The organism is Methylobacterium frigidaeris (assembly GCF_022179185.1).
GTDB lineage: Bacteria > Pseudomonadota > Alphaproteobacteria > Rhizobiales > Beijerinckiaceae > Methylobacterium > Methylobacterium frigidaeris.
In genome coordinates this window covers 57952-74767 of the sequence record NZ_BPQJ01000004.1, presented here as the reverse complement: position 1 = coordinate 74767, position 16816 = coordinate 57952, and the positions used below count along the sequence as shown (strand labels likewise).

Genomic DNA, 16816 nt, shown 5'->3' with positions numbered 1-16816 from the left:
GGCCTTGCGCGGCGGGCTGTTCCGCGCCGGCCTCGCGCTGGCGGTCTCGGCTTCGCCCGCCGCGGCGCAGTTCGACGTCTATGACAACCCCTCGGTGCTCTCGCTGCCGACGACCCTGCGGGCGACCGTGCGGGTGCCGGTGGCGAGCCCGCCGCGGGGGGCTGCCGACACCCTCGTCGCGCTCTATCCTCAACTCGCCGCCTGCTGGCGCCCGCCGGCGCATCTCGGGGCCGCCGCGATCACCGCGCGCTTCGCGCTGCGGCGCGACGGGAGCCTGCAGGGCACCCCGCGGATCACCTTCGCCCGCGTTTCGGGTGAGCGCCGCAACGCCCTCGTCACCGAGACCCTGGCGTCGCTCGCCCGCTGCACCCCGGCGCGGCTGACGGCGGGGCTCGGCGGCGCCGTCGCGGGGCGTCCCATCGCCCTGCGTTTCGTCTACCCTGGTCCGAATCAAGGAGACCGACCATGACCGACAGCAACCGACTCGTGATGGAGACCAGCAAGGGCCGCGTGGTCATCGAGCTGCGCCCCGACCTCGCCCCCAACCACGTCGAACGGATCAAGACCCTCTCGGAGCGCGGCTTCTACGACGGCGTGCCGTTCCACCGCGTGATCGACGGCTTCATGGCCCAGACCGGCGACCCGACCGGCACCGGCACCGGCGGCTCCGACCTGCCGGACCTGAAGGCCGAGTTCAACGCCGAGCCCCACGTGCGCGGCACCTGCTCGATGGCCCGCACCAACTTCCCGCACTCGGCCAATTCGCAGTTCTTCATCTGCTTCGGCGACGCCAAGTTCCTCGACCGGCAGTACACGGTGTGGGGCAAGGTGGTCGAGGGCATGGAGGTGATCGACCAGATCAAGCGCGGCGAGCCGGTGCGCGATCCGGACACGATCAAGTCGATGCGCGTCGAGGCGTAAAGAAGAGATCCGGCGAGCGTTGCGCCCGAACCCTCCCCCCGCAGAGGGGGGAGGGAGAAGCCTGAGCGTTACTGGACCGGCGGACGCTTCTCGTCCGCCAGCAGCCTTTCCGCCGCGAAGACGTCATCCGGCGTGTTGAGGTTCAGGAACGGATCGACCGGCTCCGTCCCCCACGCCGCCTCCGCCGCGTTGTGACGGGCGATCCACATCCCGACCCGGCGCAGGCCCCGCTCCACCAGGGCCGCCCTCAGGTCGTGCCGCAGGCCCACCGCCCACACCCCGTTCACGAAATGCAGCTGCCCCCCTGAGGCCGCGACCGCCATCTCGACGCCATCGCGGACCCGCGCCGCGTGCAGGCGGGCGACGAGATCGTGCGGCAGGAACGGCGTGTCGCCGGCGACGCTCGCGACGTAAGGAACGTCCGGATGGTGCGCCGCGCAGAAATCGAGGGCGGCGAGCACCCCGGCCAGCGGCCCGGGCGCGTCGGGGATGGAATCCGGCACCACGAAGCCCGTGAAGGCGCGGAACCGCGCCGGATCGCCGTTGGCGTTGAGGATCAGCCCGGCCGAGCATTGCGGCGCCAGGCGCTCGACCACCCGCTCGAGCAGGGTCCTGTCGCCGAGCCGGAGCAGCGGCTTGTCGCCGCCGCCCATCCGGCGGGAGAGCCCGCCGGCCAGGATCACCCCGAGGGTCGGGGGCGCGCTCACTCGATCACGATCCGGGGCGCCGGGCGCGGGCCGGCGCCGCCGCTGAGATTGGCCCAGAGCGCGGCGGCGATCGCCCGGTAGGCGGCGGCCTGCGGCCCGTCGGGATCGACCGCCACGACGGGGCGGCCGGAATCGGAGGATTCGCGGATCGTCATGTTCAGGGGCACTTCGCCGAGGAACGGCACCCCGAGGGTCTCGGCCTCGTGGCGGGCGCCGCCATGGCCGAAGATGTGCGAGGTGCCGCCGCAATGCGGACAGACGAAGGTCGCCATGTTCTCGACCACGCCGAGGATCGGCACCTCGACCCGGCGGAACATGGTCACGGCGCGCCGTGCGTCGATCAGGGCGAGATCCTGCGGCGTCGAGACGATCACCGCGCCGGCGAGCGGCGTGGCTTGCGCCAGCGTCAGCTGCGCGTCGCCGGTGCCGGGGGGCATGTCGACGATCAGCACGTCGAGCTCGCCCCAGGCGACCTCGCGCAGAAGCTGCGTCAGGGCCGATTGCACCATCGGGCCGCGCCAGATCATCGCCGTGTCGGCGGCGATCAGGAAGCCGATCGACATCACCGCGAGGCCGTAGCCGTTGAGCGGCACGATGCGCTGGCCCTGCGGCGTGTTGATCGTCTCCGGCTTGCGGTCGAGGCCGAAGAGCTTGGGCACCGAGGGGCCATAGATGTCGGCGTCGAGCAGGCCGACCTTCAGGCCTTGTGCCCGCAAGGCGAGTGCGAGGTTGCAGGCGGTGGTCGACTTGCCGACGCCGCCCTTGCCGGAGGCCACCGCCACGATGTGGCGCACGCCCGGCAGGGCCGGGCCGGGGCGCGGACCACCCTGGGGGCCGCCGCCCGGGGCGGCGGGGCGCGGGGCGGGGCCGGCACCCGGCCCGCGCTCGGCGGTGAGGCTCGCGAGGGCCGCCTTGACGCCGGGCAGCCTCAGCACCGCGATCTCGGCCGCCTGCCGCACCGCCTCGAAGGTCTTGGCCTCCGGCGGCGCGATGCCGATCGAGAACACCACCCGGCCGGAAGGGTCGATGACGATCTCGGACAAGCGACCGGAGGCCGGCAGGCTGGTCCCCGCCGCATCGACCGTCACGCCCGCGAGCGCCTTCAGCACGTCGTCCCGGGTGATCGCCACGTCGCCTCGCTCCTCTCCTGGGCCGAAAGGCGGCCCATCCTCCCCGTTCATGTAGACCCTGGGCGCCGAAACACCAGCGCGCCGCGTGACGGCCATTGGCAGGGGGCGCCGCGCCGGGCGCAGGCCTCCTACGCCCGGGAACATCGCGCACGCCGTCCACGCGCCGCATCCAGCATCATCCCGGCGCCAGTGATGATTTCCCACGATGGCGCCAAGGATTTCGCGGCCGCCCGCGTCCCACGCATCAGAGCGGGGCCGGGAGCCGCGCACGGATGCGGGATACGGAATGCAGCCTCTCGCCTCGCCCGCGGTCGCCCCGTCGGGGAATGTTTCACCCGGGAGCACGGCCCCGCGCCATCCGCCCGGCGCGCCGCCGGACCCCGATGCCGACCTCGCGTCCCGGGCGGCGCGGGGCGACCGCGCGGCCTTCGAGGCGCTGCTGCGGCGCCATTACGACCGCATGCACCGCATCGCCTGGCGCATGACAGGCTCGCGCCACGACGCCGAGGACGTGGTGCAGGAGGTCTGCTGCGCCCTGGTGGAGCGGATCGCGGGTTTTCGCGGCGAGGCCCGGGTCTCGACCTGGCTGTTCGGCATCGTGGTCAACGCCTGCCGCGACCATCACCGCCGCCGCACCACCCTGGCGCGGATGAGGGAGGGTTTGGGCACGCTGCTGCGCCTCGCCCCCACGCCCGACGGGCGCGACCTCTACCGTCGCGCCTGGCTCGCGGGGGCGCTCGCCCGCCTCGACCCCGCCTTGCGCGAGACCGTCGTGCTGGTGGTGGGCGAGGGCCTGACCCATGCCGAGGCCGGCCAGGTTCTCGGCGTCGCCGAGGCCACGGTGTCCTGGCGCCTGCACGAGGCCCGCCGCCGCCTCAAGACCGATCCGGAGGAGCGCCATGGCGCCTGACACCGACTTCCTGCCCCCCGCGCCGACGCCCGCCCCCGAGGCCCGTGAGCGGGCGCTCGCCGCAGCGCTGGCCCGGTTCGACGCCGCCCACGGCGAAAAAGATCGGGCCCCGGGCCAAGCTTCCGCCGGGCCGGCGCGTCGCAAGGAGCGTCGATCCCCTCTGGGAGGCCCGCTCATGCTCCGTACCCGTCCCCTCGTCGCCGCCGCCCTGGTCGCCGCCCTCAGCCTTCCCGCGGCCTGGACCATCCTGCGCGAGCGCGCGGCGACGGCGCCTCCGGACGCGCAGGACCCGAGCGTGCCGGGGCAAGCGCCCCGGATCGAAGCGGCGCCACCGGCGACCGAGGCGGCCCAGGCCGCGCCCCCTCCGGCGCCGAGCCCGTCCGACCTGTCGGCCGCCCGGGACCTGGAGATCGTCCGTCGCCTCGCCCTCGCCGAGGCGGAATCGACGCGCCGCAGGGGCGACCAGGCCATGGCGCTGCTGCACCCTCCCGCGCCCTCGCGCACCCGGGCGCTTTCCGGAGGCGTGGTCGCGACGCTCGCGGCGCCGACGCCGGAACCCATGCCGCTGCCCGAGCCCACCGGCCGCGACCGCTTCCCGGAGGCGCAGCCGAGCGGCTTCCAGGCGGTGGCGCAGGCACCGGTCTCGACCTTCTCGATCGACGTCGATACCGCCTCCTACGCCTTCATGCGCGCCAGCCTGAACCGCAACGTCCTGCCGCCGCCGAACGCGGTGCGCACCGAGGAGCTGATCAACTACTTCCCCTACGCCTACCCGGCGCCGACGAGCCCGGAGGAGCCGTTCCGGATCACCACCGCGGTGTTCCCGAGCCCCTGGGCCGAGGGGCGCAAGCTGGTGCAGGTCGGCATCAAGGGCTACGCCGTGGCGCCGGAGACCCGGCCGCCGGCCAACCTGGTCTTCCTGATCGACACCTCCGGCTCGATGGCGGGGCCGAACCGGCTGCCGCTGGTCAAGCAGGCGCTCGGCCTGCTCCTGACGACGCTCGACGCCCGCGACCGGGTCGCGATCGTGACCTATGCGGGCGAGGCCGGCACGGTGCTGCCCCCCACCCCGGCGAGCGAGCGCCAGAAGATCCTGGGTGCGATCGAGGGCTTGGGCGCACGCGGCGGCACGGCCGGCGGCGAAGGCCTGCGCCAGGCCTACGCCCTCGCCGAGCAGGGCTTCGAGGCCAAGGCGGTCAACCGCGTGGTGCTCGCCACCGACGGCGACTTCAACCTCGGCATCACCGATCCGGACGAGCTGAAGGGCTTCGTCGCCCGCAAGCGTGGGACGGGCATCTTCCTGTCGGTGCTCGGCTTCGGCATGGGCAACCACAACGACGCGCTGATGCAGGCGCTCGCCCAGAACGGCAACGGCGCGGCGGCGTACATCGACACCCTGAACGAGGCCCGCAAGGTGCTGGTGGAGGAGGCGACCTCGACCCTGGTGCCGATCGCCAAGGACGTGAAGATCCAGGTCGAGTTCAACCCGGCCACGATCGCCGAGTACCGGCTGATCGGCTACGAGACCCGCGCCCTGCGCCGCGACGACTTCACCAACGACAAGGTCGATGCCGGGGAGGTCGGCTCGGGCCAGACCGTGACGGCGCTCTACGAGGTGGTACCGGTGGGCGGGCCGCGGGCGATGCCGGACCTGCGCTACGCCGCGAAGCCTGCCGCGCCGGTGGCGGGATCGAGCGACTACGCGCATGTGGCGATCCGCTACAAGCGGCCGGACGCGGAGACGAGCCGGCTGATCGAGGCGGCGATCGACCCGGGCCACGAGGTGAAGACCCTCACCGAGGCGCCGCAGGAGGCCCGCTTCGCCGCCGCGGTGGCGGCGTTCGGCGAGATCCTGCGTGGCGCGACCCATACCGGCGCCTTCCGCTACCCGGATATCGTGCGGCTCGCCACAGGGGCGAGGGGGGACGATCCGTTCGGCTACCGGGCGGAGTTCGTCGGCCTCGTCCGCGCCGCGGAGACCGCCGCGGAGACCGCCGCGGCACTGGCGCCGGCGCCGCGCTGAGCCCTATCCCGGCAGGAAGGCCCGCACGCCGCTCGCGGTGTCCCGCACCTCCTCGACCGGCGCGCCGTAGAGCCGGCCGAGGGTCGGGGCGTCAAGCACCTCCGCCACCGGGCCGGCGGCGAGGGCTAAGCCGCCGCGCAGGAGCAGGACCCGGTCGGCGTAGCGGGCGGCCTGGTTGGGATCGTGGGTGGTGAAGAGGAGGCCGAGCCCGTCGGCGCGCAGTCGCAGGATCTCGGCCATCACCCGGCCCTGGTTGCCGAAATCGAGGCTCGCCGTCGGCTCGTCGAGGACCACGATGCGGGGCTCCTGGGCGAGCGCCCGGGCGACCAGCACCAATTGGCGCTCGCCGCCGGAGAGCCGCGTCACCGGGCGCTCGGCGAGGTGGGCGATGCCCATCCGGCGAAGGGCCCCTTCCGCCGCCGCGTGGTCGGCGCGCGAGGGGGCGGAGAGCAGGCCGGAGCGGCTGGTCCGCCCCATCAGCACCACGGCGCGGGCGGTGAAGGCGAAGGCGCTGGCGCCGGCCTGCGGCACGTAGGCCATCGCCTGCGCCCGCTCCCGCACGGTCAGCTCCGAGAGCGGCCGGCCCTCGACCCGGATCGTGCCCGCGAGCGCCGGCAGCAGGCCGAGCAGGGTCTTCAGGAGCGTGGTCTTGCCGCCGCCGTTGGGACCGAGGAGCGCCAGCGCCTCGCCGGCGGCGAGCTGCACCGAGAGGCCGCGGCCGATCTCCCGGCCCGCATAGCCGAAGGCGAGGTCGGCTGCGTCGAGCAGGATCACGACCAGTCCCGCTCCGCTCGGGCGAGCAGCCACAGGAAGACCGGGGTGCCGACGAAGGCGGTGAGGATGCCCAGCGGCACCTCGACCGGGGCCAAGGTGCGGGCGAGCGTGTCGATGGTGAGCAGCGTGCCGGCGCCGAGGAGCGCCGCGGTCGGGATCAGCCGGCCGAAGCCGGGGCCGACCAGGAAACGGGCGAGGTGCGGCACCACCAGCCCGACCCAGCCGACGATGCCGGCCGCCGCCACGCTCGCCGCCGTGACGAGGGTCGCGGCCGCCACGACAGCGACGCGCAGGGCGCCGGTGGCGAGGCCGAGCGAGCGCGCCTCCTCGTCCGGCAGCGACAGCACGTCGAGCCGCCAGCGCAAGGCGAGCAGGAGCCCGGTGCCGACGACCACCGGCCCGGCGAGCGGCAGCAGGTCGGAGGGGTGCGTCCCGGACAGGCTGCCGAGCAGCCAGAACGTCATCGCCGGGAGCTGGTTGTAGGGATCGGCGAGGTACTTGATGAGCCCGACCCCGGCCCCGAGGAGCGAACCGATGACGACGCCCGCCAGCACCAGCACCAGGACCGGATCGCGCCCCGAAAGGGCGGCGCCGAGACCGTAGACGCAGGCCACCGCCAGGAGACCGCCCGCGAAGGCCAGCCCCTCGATCGCCAGCACGCCGAGGGAGAGCCAGATGCCGAGGACCGCGCCGAGGGCCGCCCCCGAGGAGGCGCCGAGGATGTCGGGCGAGACCAGGGGATTGCGAAACAGGCCCTGGAAGGCGGTGCCGGCGACCGAGAGGGCGGCGCCGATCAGGATCGCGGCGGCGATGCGCGGACCCCGGATCTGCAACACCACCGCCTCGACCGCCGGTGCCACGTCCGGCGCGTGGCCGGTGAGGCGGCCGAGCAGCACCCGCGCGACGTCGAGGAGCGAGACCGGATAGCGCCCGACCCCGAAGGCGAGAGCGGCAGCGAGCACCAGGGCGAGGAGCGCGAGCCACGGACCGCTGAGCCGGACGGCCCGGGCGCCGGCGAGGGCGATGGCATGAGCGATGGCGCTCACAGGGCTCCCGCCAGCACGCGGTCGAGGGCCGCGTCGTCCGGCACCACATGGTAGAGCCGGCCGTGGAGGTCGCGGGCGATCCCCCGGATGTCCTCCGGGAAATGCGCCGGATAGAGGATCTTGCCCAGCCACCACAGGCCGAGCAGCCGGTTGACCGAGGGCGGGAAATCGACCCAGCCGAAGGGCAGCGACGGGCTGACATGGAGCCGCCCGGCGCGCAGCGCCGGCGTCGCCTGCCACAGCGGGTCCTGTCGCGCCGCCGCCGCGAAGGCGGGATCGAGGGCGACGATCACCTCCGGTGCCCAGGCCACCACGTCCTCGGGCGAGACCTGGGCCAGGCTGGCTCCGGGGCCCGCGACGTTGACGGCGCCCATGAGACCCAGGGCCTCGACGTTGATCGAGCCCTGGCGCGCGGTCTCGAGGCCGCGCGGCCCGCGGGCGAGGTAGACCCGGGGGCGCTCGCCCTCCGGCACAGCGGCGACGCGCTCGCGCATCGTCGTCAGGGTGCGCTCGGCCAGGGCCGTCAGGGGTTCGGCGTCGCGCCCGATCAGGCGGCCGAGGCTGCGATAGGTGGCGGGCGCCGCCGTCAGGCGCCCGTCGAGGAGCGCGTAGGGGATGCCGGTCTGGCCCTGCACCCGGTCCGCCAGCGAGCGGTAGGTCTCGGCGGTGGAGCCGACATCGAGGATCAGGTCGGGCTTCGACGCCAGCACCGCTTCGAGGTTGGCGGTGTTGCCGCGCCCGGTGAGCCGCCCGATCTCCGGCAGGTCGGCGGCCTGGGCCAAGAGATAGGGTCTTTCCGCCGGGCGGATCGCCCGCGGCCAGCCGAGCAGCAGCTCGGGGGCCAGGGTGTAGAGCAGGATCGCCGCCGGGGGACCGGCGGGAAACACCCGGGCGACGGGGGAGCGCAGCGTCTCGAGAACCCGGCCGGCACCGTCCCGCAGGGGGTCGGCGGCGCGTGCAGGCCCCGCCAGCGCGAAGGCCGCCGAGCCGAGGAGCAGGGAGCGCCGGTCGGGCCGCATCGCGCCGTCAATCCGTCGCGATCATCACGTCGCTGGACTTGATCACCGCCTTCACGGTCTTGCCGGGGGCGAGGCCCAGCTCGTCGGCGGATTCGTTGGTGATCGCCGCGGTGACGACCTGCCCGCCGGCGAGCTCGACCCGGACATGGGCGGTGGTGGCGCCCTTCTTCACCTCGATGACCTTCCCGTCGAGCTGGTTGCGCGCGCTGATCTTCATCGAGGGGTCTCCCCGTTCCACATCGTGGCAGCGCGCCTGCGCCACCCCGGCCGGACAGATAGGCGCCTCGTCCGTCCCTGGCGAGCCGGGCGCCCCGGATTTCACGGCCGAGTTTCCGCGATGGGGAACCGAAACCAAAGCCGGCATCGTCCGTTGTCGTGCAGCTTCGAGCGGGCCGGCCCGCTCGCGACGATGTTCGAGGGAGATCGACGGATGCACCAGGGCAGCCACCGCGACCACGAGGGCGCGCAGAAGCTCTTCGCGATGATCAAGGACGTGAAGGTCGCGATGATGACCACGGCCGATTCCGACGGGCAGCTGCGCAGCCGCCCGATGTGGAACCAGGACGCGGACGAGAACGGCGACCTGTGGTTCTTCGTCAAGCACGACGCGCCGGTGGCAGGCGAGATCAGCCGCGACAGCCAGGTCAACCTCTCCTATTCCGACCCATCGAGCCAGAACTACGTCTCGGTGTCGGGCAAGGCCGAGATCGTGCGCGACAAGGCGCAGATCGACGCCAAGTGGAGCGAGAGCCTGAAGACCTGGTTCCCCGGCGGCAAGGACGACCCGTCGATCGCGCTGATCCGCGTCCATCCCGAGAAGGGCGAGTACTGGGACAGCCCGAACGCCACGATGCTGCACCTCTACGGATACGTGAAGGCGGCGGTGACCGGCGAGTCGCCGAAGACCGAGAAGAAGGCGGTCGATCTCGGCGCCCGCTGAGGATTGCGCACGAGACCGGGCCGGCGCTTGGCCTGAGCGCTTGACTTGGCGGCCCGAACCGTGCCGGCTTCACACCCTCCGTCGCCCCGCCCGAGGGGCGATGGTCCGGCCGCTCGCAGGAAGCGGCCCGAGTCAGGCAGGCACGGGCGATGCTCGATCTCGCGACCAGGGTCTACAACCATACCTGGAAGATCGATCCGATCATCCGCTCCGTGCTCGACACGGATTTCTACAAGCTCTTGATGGCCCAGACGATCTTCCGGCGCCACCGGAACGTCTCGGTCACCTTCGGCATCCAGAACCGCACCAGCCGGGTCCGCCTCGCCGACCTGATCGACCCGGGCGAACTGCGCGAGCAGCTCGACCATTGCCGGTCGCTCCGGCTCACCCGGGGCGAATCCACCTGGCTGCGCGGCAACACCTTCTACGGCCGCCGCCAGATGTTCTCGCCGGACTTCATGGACTGGCTCGAGAACTTCCGTTTCCCCGACTACCTCCTGGAGAAGCAGGACGGGCAGTACGTCCTCACCTTCCACGGCCCGTGGATCGAGACCACGATGTGGGAGGTGCCGGCGCTCGCCATCCTCAACGAGCTGCGCTCCCGCGGCGTGCTCAAGGGCATGGGCAAGTTCGAGCTGCAGGTGCTCTACGCCCGCGCCATGACCCGGATCTGGGAGAAGATCGAGCGGCTGAAGACCCTGCCGGGCCTGTCGATCGCCGATTTCGGCACCCGCCGCCGCCACGGCTTCCTGTGGCAGGATTGGTGCGTCGAGGCGATGATCGAGGGTTTGGGCAACAGCTTCCTCGGCACCTCGAACTGCCTGATCGCCTTGCGCCACGACATCGAGGCGGTGGGCACCAATGCCCACGAGCTGCCGATGGTCTACTCGGCCCTGGCCGAGACCGAGGAGGAACTGGCCCGCGCGCCCTACCTGGTGCTCGCCGACTGGCAGCGGGACTATGCCGGCAACCTCCTGGTGATCCTGCCCGACACCTACGGCACCACCGGCTTCCTCGAGCGCGGGCCTGCCTGGATGGCAGACTGGACCGGCATCCGCATCGATTCGAAGGATCCGATCGAGGGCGGCGAAGAGGCCATCCGGTGGTGGACCCGGCACGGACGCAACCCGCGGGAGAAGCTGGCGATCTTCTCCGACGGGCTCGACGTCGGCGTGATCGATCGAATCCACCGCCACTTCCACGGCCGCCTGCGCATCGGCTACGGCTGGGGCACCCTGCTCACCAACGATTTCCGCGGCCTGGCGCCGGACGGCCGCCTCGACCCGATCTCGATCGTCTGCAAGGTGATCTCGGCCAACGGCCGCCCGACCGTGAAGCTCTCCGACAATCCCACCAAGGCCCTCGGGCCGGAAGAAGAGGTCGACCGCTACAAGCGGGTCTTCGGAGTCGGCGCGCAACAGGCTTTGCCGGTACTGGTCTAGAGCAGGGATGTTTTTCGACGGCGTGGGCTCTCCCGGCATCCTGACGCAGGGACGGCATCGGCGGGGTGGGAGAAAGCGGCTCGACCCGTAGGATTATTGTCGGATCCGTCATAGATCCCGTGTTCCCATGGCGATTGGAACTGGGATCGGACACGTGGCGGATGCGTGCAGGCGTTGAATCGGACGACATCTACGTCGCGTTGGTCTCCGATCTCGCGCGCGTCATCCTGCCGACCGCCATCATGGCCGTCACCTTGGCAGGCGTAGGCCTCTTCGTCGCGCAGGCGCTCGGCCAGGCCGTGCTGTTCGCGGCGGTCGCGAGCGGCATCCTGGCCTCGGCGTGCAAGCTCGTGCTCGTCCTCCGGCAGAGGCGGCGGCTGGCTCACGGGCCACTCGCGCCGGGAGAGGCCCGCTTATGGGAACAGGGCCATATCCTGACGACCATCGGGGTCGCCGCCTCGGTCGGGGCATTCGTCGGCACGATCTTCGCGCAGCCCCGCATGGAGCCGCAGATGCTCGCGACCGGGCTGCTGTTCGGCTACTGCTCCGGCATCGTCACCCACCTCTCCGTCCGGCCGGTGATGGCCTTCGGCGCGCTGCTGCTGGCGACCCTGCCGGCGATCGTGTCTGCGGCTTGGTTCGGGGGCATGCCGCACGGCATCCTCGCCACCATGTTCGGTCTGTTCCTCGTCGGGGCCCTGCAGAGCGTCGTCTCCGCTCACCGGACGGCCATCCGGCAGATCCGGCTGCGCCTCGACATGGCGGCGCTCGCCCGCAGCGACGCCCTGACCGGGCTCGCCAACCGGCTCGGTCTGTGCGAGGCCTTCGGCCGCCTGTCCGGGACCGAGGACGACAGCGTGGCGATCCACTGCTTCGATCTCGACGGCTTCAAGCTGATCAACGACCGCTACGGCCACGCGGCCGGCGATGCCCTGCTGCAGGAACTTGGGGCGCGGCTGCGCCTGCTTCTGGAGGCTCCCGTCCTGGCGGCCCGGACGGGTGGGGACGAGTTCGTGGTGCTCCAGCCCGGCGTGCGACACGCGGAGGAGGCGGAGGGTCTCGCCCGCCGCATCGTCCACGCTCTCAGCGCTCCCTACCATCTCGGGGGGCAGACGGCGAGCGTAGGCCTGAGCCTGGGCTTCGCCTGCGCGCCGTCGCGCGCGGCGGGTCTCGACGACCTGGTCCGGCGGGCCGATGCGGCCTCCTACGCGGTCAAGCGGCGGGGCGGCGGGGTCGCCGCGAGCGGTCTTGCCCTCGGGTCGCAACCGGCCGGCGACAGCGCGGCGCGCGTCGAACCCGCGCAGGTCGCCCGCTAGAGCAACGCCCGACCGCCTTGCCAGCTGGCGCTGCTCTCCCGTCTCGATTGGCCGCGTTTCCTGGGACGAACCGATGGTCACTTCGTCGGAACATGCTCGAGAGGCGGCCTGCTACTGGAGCTTCGCCCGGTAGGTCTCGCCGGCCTTCGCCTTCAGCTCCGCCCCCGCCTCGCGCCCGATCGCCAGGGCGTCCGCGGTGGGACCGGTGCGGTGGGTGGCCCAATGGGCGCTGCCGTCGGGCAGGAACAGGAGCCCGTCGAGGGTGAGGGTGTCGCCGTCGATCTGGGCGAGCGCCGCGATCGGGGTGCGGCAGGAGCCGTCGAGCTCCTCGAGCAGCGCTCGCTCTGCCCCGACCGCGATGGTGGTGCGGGAGCAGGAAACGGCCTGGAGGCGCTCGATCACGTCGGTGTCGCCGGCCCGGCACTCGATGCCGAGCGCCCCTTGCGCCACCGCCGGCAGCATCTCGCTAACCGGCAGGACTTCTTGAGCGCGGTCGGCGAGGCCGAGGCGTTCGAGCCCCGCGATGGCGAGCAGGGTGGCGTCGCAGGCGCCCTCCTGCAGCCGCTTCATCCGGGTGTTGGCGTTGCCGCGCAAGGGCACGATCTTCAGGTCGGGCCGGCGCATCAGCACCTGGGCGCCGCGACGCAACGACGAGGTGCCGACCCGGCTGCCCGGCGCGAGATCGGCGAGGCGGCTCGCATGCGGCGACAGGAAGGCGTCGCGCGGATCGTCCCGCTCCAGGATGCAGGCGATGACGAGGCCGTCCGGCAGCCAGGTCTCGACATCCTTCATCGAGTGGACGGCGATGTCGACCTCGTCGGCGAGGAGCGCCTGCTCCAGCTCCTTGGTGAACAGGCCCTTCCCGCCGATCTCGGAGAGCGGCCGGTCGAGCACCTTGTCGGCCACCGTGGTGACGACGACGAGCTCCATCGCGCCGGGCTCGGCGAGGTCGGGATGGGCGGCCGCGATGCGGTCGCGCACCATCCCGGTCTGGGCGAGCGCCATCGGGCTGCCGCGGGTGCCGATGCGCAGGGGACGTCGAGGCATGTCGGGTGCCGTGAGATCGAGGAGCCTTGACTCGCGAGTAGCGGGTCGGGCGCCCGGTGTCACGCCGTGGCGCGTCGCGCGGACGAGTCAGTCCCGCGGCACCTGCTCGTCGGCGGGCCGGCCGCCCTGCGGCGTGCCGGTGGCGGGCTTCGTCTCGCCCGCGCCCGCCGGGCGGCGGCTCGCCCCGAGGCTGTCATTGGCGAGCCCTTCGCCCGGCTTCGGATCCGGCTTGCGGTCGTCGGTCATGGGTGTCTCCGGTGTTCGGTCCGGAGGGCAACGGCCGGCGGTTGCCGGGGTTTCAGAACCCCTGGACCGCCAGCACCGTGTGCTCGACCTGCGGCGGGGCGGCGAAATGCTCCGAGACCAGGGCGCGCCAAGCCTGGAAATCCGCCGACTCGCGGAAATCGACCGTGTGGTTCTCCAGGGTCTCCCACTGCACCATCAGCCGGTAGCGGGTCGGAATCTCGACCGAGCGCTGCAGCTCCATGCTGCGGCAGCCCGTGGCGCGGCGAAACAGCTCCGCGGCCTTGCCGACGCCGGCCTCGAAGGCGCTCTCGTGCCCGGCCTTCACCTCGATCTGCGCGATCTCCAGCACCATGGGGTCTTCCTCTCTTGCCTCCCGTCCGGTGTGGGAAGCCATGAGCGAAGCCGCCGGGCTTGTCCACGCGGCGCGCGAGCGGCGGCAAGTGGAGTGCCGAGCAAGAGGGACGGCAAGAGCGGTGGATGGCCTCCGGCGACCGGTTGCCAAGCCGGAACAGGACGCGCACAAACCGTGGATGATCTGTGCACGGTGGCAACCAGCCCCGACCGGCGCCGTTTCCCTGCCGGAACGTGACAGCGGAGTTCGGTCCTCATGGCGACGCTGAAGGAATTCGAGGAAGCCCTGCGCGAGAACGGCATGCAGATGGCGCTGGCGATTCTCGAGCGCCTGCGCGAGCGCGACCGCGCCAACCGGGTGGTCAAGCCCGGGCGCCGCATCGTCGGCAAGAAGATGACCCCGGAACTCGCCCGCCAGATCCTCGAGCTGCACGGCTCGACGGAGATGACCCAGCAGGAGATCGCCTTCAAGCTCGGCGTCAACCAGGGCCGGGTGAACGAGGTCATCAAGCGCGGCAAGTGGCTCTCGGGCGACCAGACTGCCCCGGAGGCGGTGGCCCGCGACAAGGGCAAGGCGCGCATCCAGGGGGCCGAGCCGAAGCGGCCGCGCAAGGCTGCCGCGAAGAGCAGTGCCAGGAGTGGCGCCAAGACCAAGGACAAGGCCGGCAAGCCCCAGAGGAGCCCGGCGACGGCCCAGCTCGCCTTCGGCGATCTCTGACGGGCGTCGGGCGGGCCCAAAGCCGCATTGGGCCAAGGCCCGTGATCCTCTAACTGTCGCGATGCCGAGCCGCCCCGATCGATGGGCGGCCGGTCACGACACCGGCCAACCCGGGAGGATCACGCCATGTCCCACGCGATGTATGATTCCGCCAACCTGACGAAGCTGCCCGCCCTGAAGAGCCTCGCCCCCGAGGCGATGGGCGCCTTCGAGGCCCTGGACAAGGCGGCCTTGGCGGACGGCGCGATCCCGCGCAAGTACAAGGAGCTGATGGCCCTCGCCGTCGCCCTGACCACACAATGCCCGTACTGCCTCGAGGTGCACCGCGAGGCGGCAAAGAAGGCCGGCGCGACCGAGCAGGAACTGGCCGAGACCGTCTTCGTGGCCGTCGCCCTGCGGGCCGGCGCGGCGCTCACCCACGGCACGCACCTCCTGCCCTGACAAAATGAAACGCCCCGGCCTCGCGGCCGGGGCGCTCCCCCTGACGGGTCAGACGGTCGCGACGCTTACGCGGCCTTCTGGACGCTGCCCTCGATCGACTGCGGGCGGGAGCCCGAGGCGATCTGGATCTGGCGCGGCTTCTTGGCCTCCGGGATCTCGCGGACGAGATCGACGTGGAGCAGGCCGTTCTCCAGCACCGCACCCGTCACCTGGACGTGGTCGGCGAGCTGGAAGCGCCGCTCGAAGCCGCGGGCCGCGATGCCCTGGTGCAGGAACTCTGCCTGCTTGGCCTCGGCCTTGCGCTCGCCCTTCACGGTGAGCGCATTCTCGCGGGTCTCGATCGACAGGTCCTGATCCGTGAAGCCCGCCACCGCGAGGGTGATGCGGTAGGCGTTCTCGGCCGTGCGCTCGATGTTGTAGGGCGGGTAGGTCGGCGCCGCATCCGAGGTCACGAACTGATCGAGAGCGGAAAACAGGCGGTCGAAGCCGACGGTCGAACGGTACAGGGGAGCGAGATCGAACTGACGCATGACATATTCTCCGTCTGAAGCAATATGTAGTCTTGTGAGGCCGCCGCTGGGGCCGGTCCCGGTCTTGCGCGCCGCCGTATCGGCCGGCGCCCCTCGCATATTGGAGTGGGCTCTCAACTGGTCAAGGCCGCTACAAGCGGGGTCGTGCGATTTTTTTCGGGAGGCGCGGACGAAGGCGGATCCTGCCCCACTTATTAGGGTCTGCCGTGCCAGGATGCGGCGGATGCCAGCTTCGGGGGGCTTCTCGTGACCGTGCCGCTGCTCGCCACGCCCGACAATCCGATCCCGCCGGGGGCCACGCTCCTGACGGTGAGGACCGCCGACGGCCTGTCCCTGCGCGTCGCCACCTGGGCACCGACGGCGCGGGTCGTGCACGGGACGGTCTGCCTGGTGCAGGGCCGGGCGGAGTTCATCGAGAAGTACTTCGAGACCGTGACCGAGCTGCGCGACCGCGGCTTCCACGTCGTCGCCTTCGACTGGCGCGGGCAGGGCGGCTCTGACCGCACCGTCGAGGACCCGCACAAGGGCCATGTCGACGACTTCTCGGAGTACCGGCTCGACCTCGCGGCGGTGGAGGCGCAGGTGATGGAGGCGCGGATGCCGCGCCCCTTCTTCGGCCTCGCCCACTCGATGGGCGGCGCGGTCTGCCTCACCGCCTCCCGGGAGGGCTGGCTGCCGTTCAGCCGCCTCGTCGTGCTCGCCCCGATGGTGGCGATCTGCATGATCCGCCGGCCCAAGGCGGCGATGCGCCTCGCCGCTTTCCTGCGCGCCCTCGGTTTCGGCCGGCGCTACGTGCCGGGCGGCACGGCGATCTCGATCGCCACCAAGCCGTTCCCGAACAACCGGCTCACCGCCGATCCGATCCGCTACGCCCGCAATGCCGCCGCGGCGCTCGCGGTCGGGGCCGGCGCCGTCGGCGACCCCACCATCGGCTGGCTCGCCGCTGCCTTCCGGGCGATGCGCCGCTTCGAGGACCCGCGCTATCCGCTCGGCATCCGCGTGCCGGTGCTGGTGGTGGCCGCCGGCGCCGACCCGGTCTGCAGCACCCCGGCGGTAGAGCGCTTCGCGGCGCGCCTCGCCGCCGGCCACACCATCACGCTGCGCGGCGCCCGCCACGAGATCCTGATGGAGCGCGACGCGATCCGCGAGCAATTCTGGGCGGCGTTCGACGCTTTCGTGCCGGGGACGGCGGCGCCGGTGCACGGAGAGGCGCAGGGGGAGGCGAAGGCCGAGGTGGCGTGAGGCGCGCCTCGCG

At 72.2% G+C, this 16816-nt stretch carries 20 protein-coding genes; 10 read left to right on the top strand and 10 right to left on the bottom strand.

Features of this window, described 5'->3' with window-relative positions; all coding sequences use genetic code 11:
• Nucleotides 1–4 precede the first annotated feature (4 nt).
• Nucleotides 5–469, top strand: coding sequence for a UCP034077 family protein (locus MFF64_RS05470; protein ID WP_099905513.1), 465 nt, complete (start codon nt 5–7; stop codon nt 467–469).
• The gene (locus MFF64_RS05465) at nt 466–921 is read left to right on the top strand and encodes a peptidylprolyl isomerase (protein ID WP_099905515.1); all 456 of its coding nucleotides are present in this window, start codon (nt 466–468) and stop codon (nt 919–921) included. The genes MFF64_RS05470 and MFF64_RS05465 overlap by 4 nt, the downstream gene beginning before the upstream one ends.
• A 68-nt stretch (nt 922–989) precedes the next feature.
• Here the strand turns inward: MFF64_RS05465 and mobA are convergent, their stop codons facing one another.
• Nucleotides 990–1628 carry a molybdenum cofactor guanylyltransferase MobA gene (gene mobA, locus MFF64_RS05460; protein ID WP_238189989.1) on the bottom strand — a complete coding sequence of 213 codons (639 nt, stop codon included), beginning with the start codon at nt 1626–1628 and terminating at the stop codon, nt 990–992.
• The gene (locus tag MFF64_RS05455; protein WP_099902041.1) at nt 1625–2758 is read right to left on the bottom strand and encodes an Mrp/NBP35 family ATP-binding protein; all 1134 of its coding nucleotides are present in this window, start codon (nt 2756–2758) and stop codon (nt 1625–1627) included. The genes mobA and MFF64_RS05455 overlap by 4 nt, the downstream gene beginning before the upstream one ends.
• A 286-nt stretch (nt 2759–3044) precedes the next feature.
• Between MFF64_RS05455 and MFF64_RS05450 the strand changes: the two genes are divergently transcribed.
• Together MFF64_RS05450 and MFF64_RS05445 are read left to right on the top strand one after the other, a co-directional pair.
• Entirely contained in the window at nt 3045–3668 is a 624-nt protein-coding gene (locus MFF64_RS05450; RefSeq protein ID WP_238189987.1) for an RNA polymerase sigma factor, read from the top strand.
• Between the two features lie 175 nt (nt 3669–3843).
• Entirely contained in the window at nt 3844–5691 is a 1848-nt protein-coding gene (locus tag MFF64_RS05445; RefSeq protein WP_238189985.1) for a vWA domain-containing protein, read from the top strand.
• A gap of 3 nt (nt 5692–5694) precedes the next feature.
• Here the strand turns inward: MFF64_RS05445 and MFF64_RS05440 are convergent, their stop codons facing one another.
• The 4 genes from MFF64_RS05440 to MFF64_RS05425 are packed head-to-tail and all read right to left on the bottom strand — an operon-like array spanning nt 5695 to nt 8747.
• Nucleotides 5695–6462, bottom strand: coding sequence for an ABC transporter ATP-binding protein (locus tag MFF64_RS05440; protein ID WP_425324292.1), 768 nt, complete (start codon nt 6460–6462; stop codon nt 5695–5697).
• Nucleotides 6462–7502, bottom strand: coding sequence for a FecCD family ABC transporter permease (locus MFF64_RS05435; RefSeq protein ID WP_207767862.1), 1041 nt, complete (start codon nt 7500–7502; stop codon nt 6462–6464). Before MFF64_RS05435 ends, MFF64_RS05440 begins: the two co-directional genes overlap by 1 nt.
• 5 nt (nt 7503–7507) lie before the next feature.
• Nucleotides 7508–8530: an iron ABC transporter substrate-binding protein gene (locus tag MFF64_RS05430; protein ID WP_238189983.1), complete on the bottom strand. Its 1023-nt coding sequence runs from the start codon at nt 8528–8530 to the stop codon at nt 7508–7510.
• A 7-nt stretch (nt 8531–8537) separates the two neighbouring features.
• Nucleotides 8538–8747, bottom strand: a complete 210-nt coding sequence (locus MFF64_RS05425; protein ID WP_099899358.1) for a TOBE domain-containing protein — start codon at nt 8745–8747, stop codon at nt 8538–8540.
• 213 nt (nt 8748–8960) lie between these two features.
• Between MFF64_RS05425 and MFF64_RS05420 the strand changes: the two genes are divergently transcribed.
• The 3 genes from MFF64_RS05420 to MFF64_RS05410 all read left to right on the top strand — a co-directional run bounded on the left by MFF64_RS05420 (nt 8961) and on the right by MFF64_RS05410 (nt 12228).
• Nucleotides 8961–9470: a pyridoxamine 5'-phosphate oxidase family protein gene (locus tag MFF64_RS05420; RefSeq protein ID WP_099899360.1), complete on the top strand. Its 510-nt coding sequence runs from the start codon at nt 8961–8963 to the stop codon at nt 9468–9470.
• A gap of 149 nt (nt 9471–9619) precedes the next feature.
• The gene (locus MFF64_RS05415; RefSeq protein WP_099899362.1) at nt 9620–10912 is read left to right on the top strand and encodes a nicotinate phosphoribosyltransferase; all 1293 of its coding nucleotides are present in this window, start codon (nt 9620–9622) and stop codon (nt 10910–10912) included.
• A 161-nt stretch (nt 10913–11073) separates the two neighbouring features.
• Nucleotides 11074–12228: a GGDEF domain-containing protein gene (locus tag MFF64_RS05410; RefSeq protein ID WP_099899364.1), complete on the top strand. Its 1155-nt coding sequence runs from the start codon at nt 11074–11076 to the stop codon at nt 12226–12228.
• 111 nt (nt 12229–12339) lie between these two features.
• Here the strand turns inward: MFF64_RS05410 and hemC are convergent, their stop codons facing one another.
• The 3 genes from hemC to MFF64_RS05395 form a co-directional block, all read right to left on the bottom strand.
• Nucleotides 12340–13275, bottom strand: a complete 936-nt coding sequence (gene hemC / locus MFF64_RS05405) for a hydroxymethylbilane synthase (protein ID WP_238189980.1) — start codon at nt 13273–13275, stop codon at nt 12340–12342.
• A gap of 87 nt (nt 13276–13362) precedes the next feature.
• The gene (locus tag MFF64_RS05400; protein WP_165795507.1) at nt 13363–13521 is read right to left on the bottom strand and encodes a hypothetical protein; all 159 of its coding nucleotides are present in this window, start codon (nt 13519–13521) and stop codon (nt 13363–13365) included.
• 52 nt (nt 13522–13573) lie between these two features.
• Nucleotides 13574–13873: an antibiotic biosynthesis monooxygenase family protein gene (locus MFF64_RS05395; protein ID WP_099899365.1), complete on the bottom strand. Its 300-nt coding sequence runs from the start codon at nt 13871–13873 to the stop codon at nt 13574–13576.
• Nucleotides 13874–14128: 255 nt separating this feature from the next.
• On the opposite strand from MFF64_RS05395, the gene MFF64_RS05390 reads away from it, so the two are divergent.
• On the top strand, nt 14129–14590 hold the full coding sequence (locus tag MFF64_RS05390; protein WP_099899367.1) for an RNA polymerase sigma factor sigma-70 region 4 domain-containing protein: 462 nt from the start codon (nt 14129–14131) through the stop codon (nt 14588–14590).
• Between the two features lie 126 nt (nt 14591–14716).
• Complete coding sequence (locus MFF64_RS05385) at nt 14717–15031, top strand: carboxymuconolactone decarboxylase family protein (RefSeq protein WP_309296441.1); 315 nt, start codon at nt 14717–14719, stop codon at nt 15029–15031.
• A 65-nt stretch (nt 15032–15096) separates the two neighbouring features.
• On the opposite strand, the gene MFF64_RS05380 is transcribed toward MFF64_RS05385, so the two are convergent.
• Nucleotides 15097–15561 carry an Hsp20 family protein gene (locus tag MFF64_RS05380; RefSeq protein WP_099899369.1) on the bottom strand — a complete coding sequence of 155 codons (465 nt, stop codon included), beginning with the start codon at nt 15559–15561 and terminating at the stop codon, nt 15097–15099.
• A 246-nt stretch (nt 15562–15807) separates the two neighbouring features.
• Here MFF64_RS05380 and MFF64_RS05375 point away from each other — a divergent pair, with 246 nt between their 5' ends.
• A complete protein-coding gene (locus MFF64_RS05375) occupies nt 15808–16803 on the top strand; it encodes an alpha/beta fold hydrolase (RefSeq protein ID WP_099899371.1) in 996 nt (331 codons plus the stop codon).
• The last annotated feature ends 13 nt before the right edge of the window (nt 16804–16816 follow it).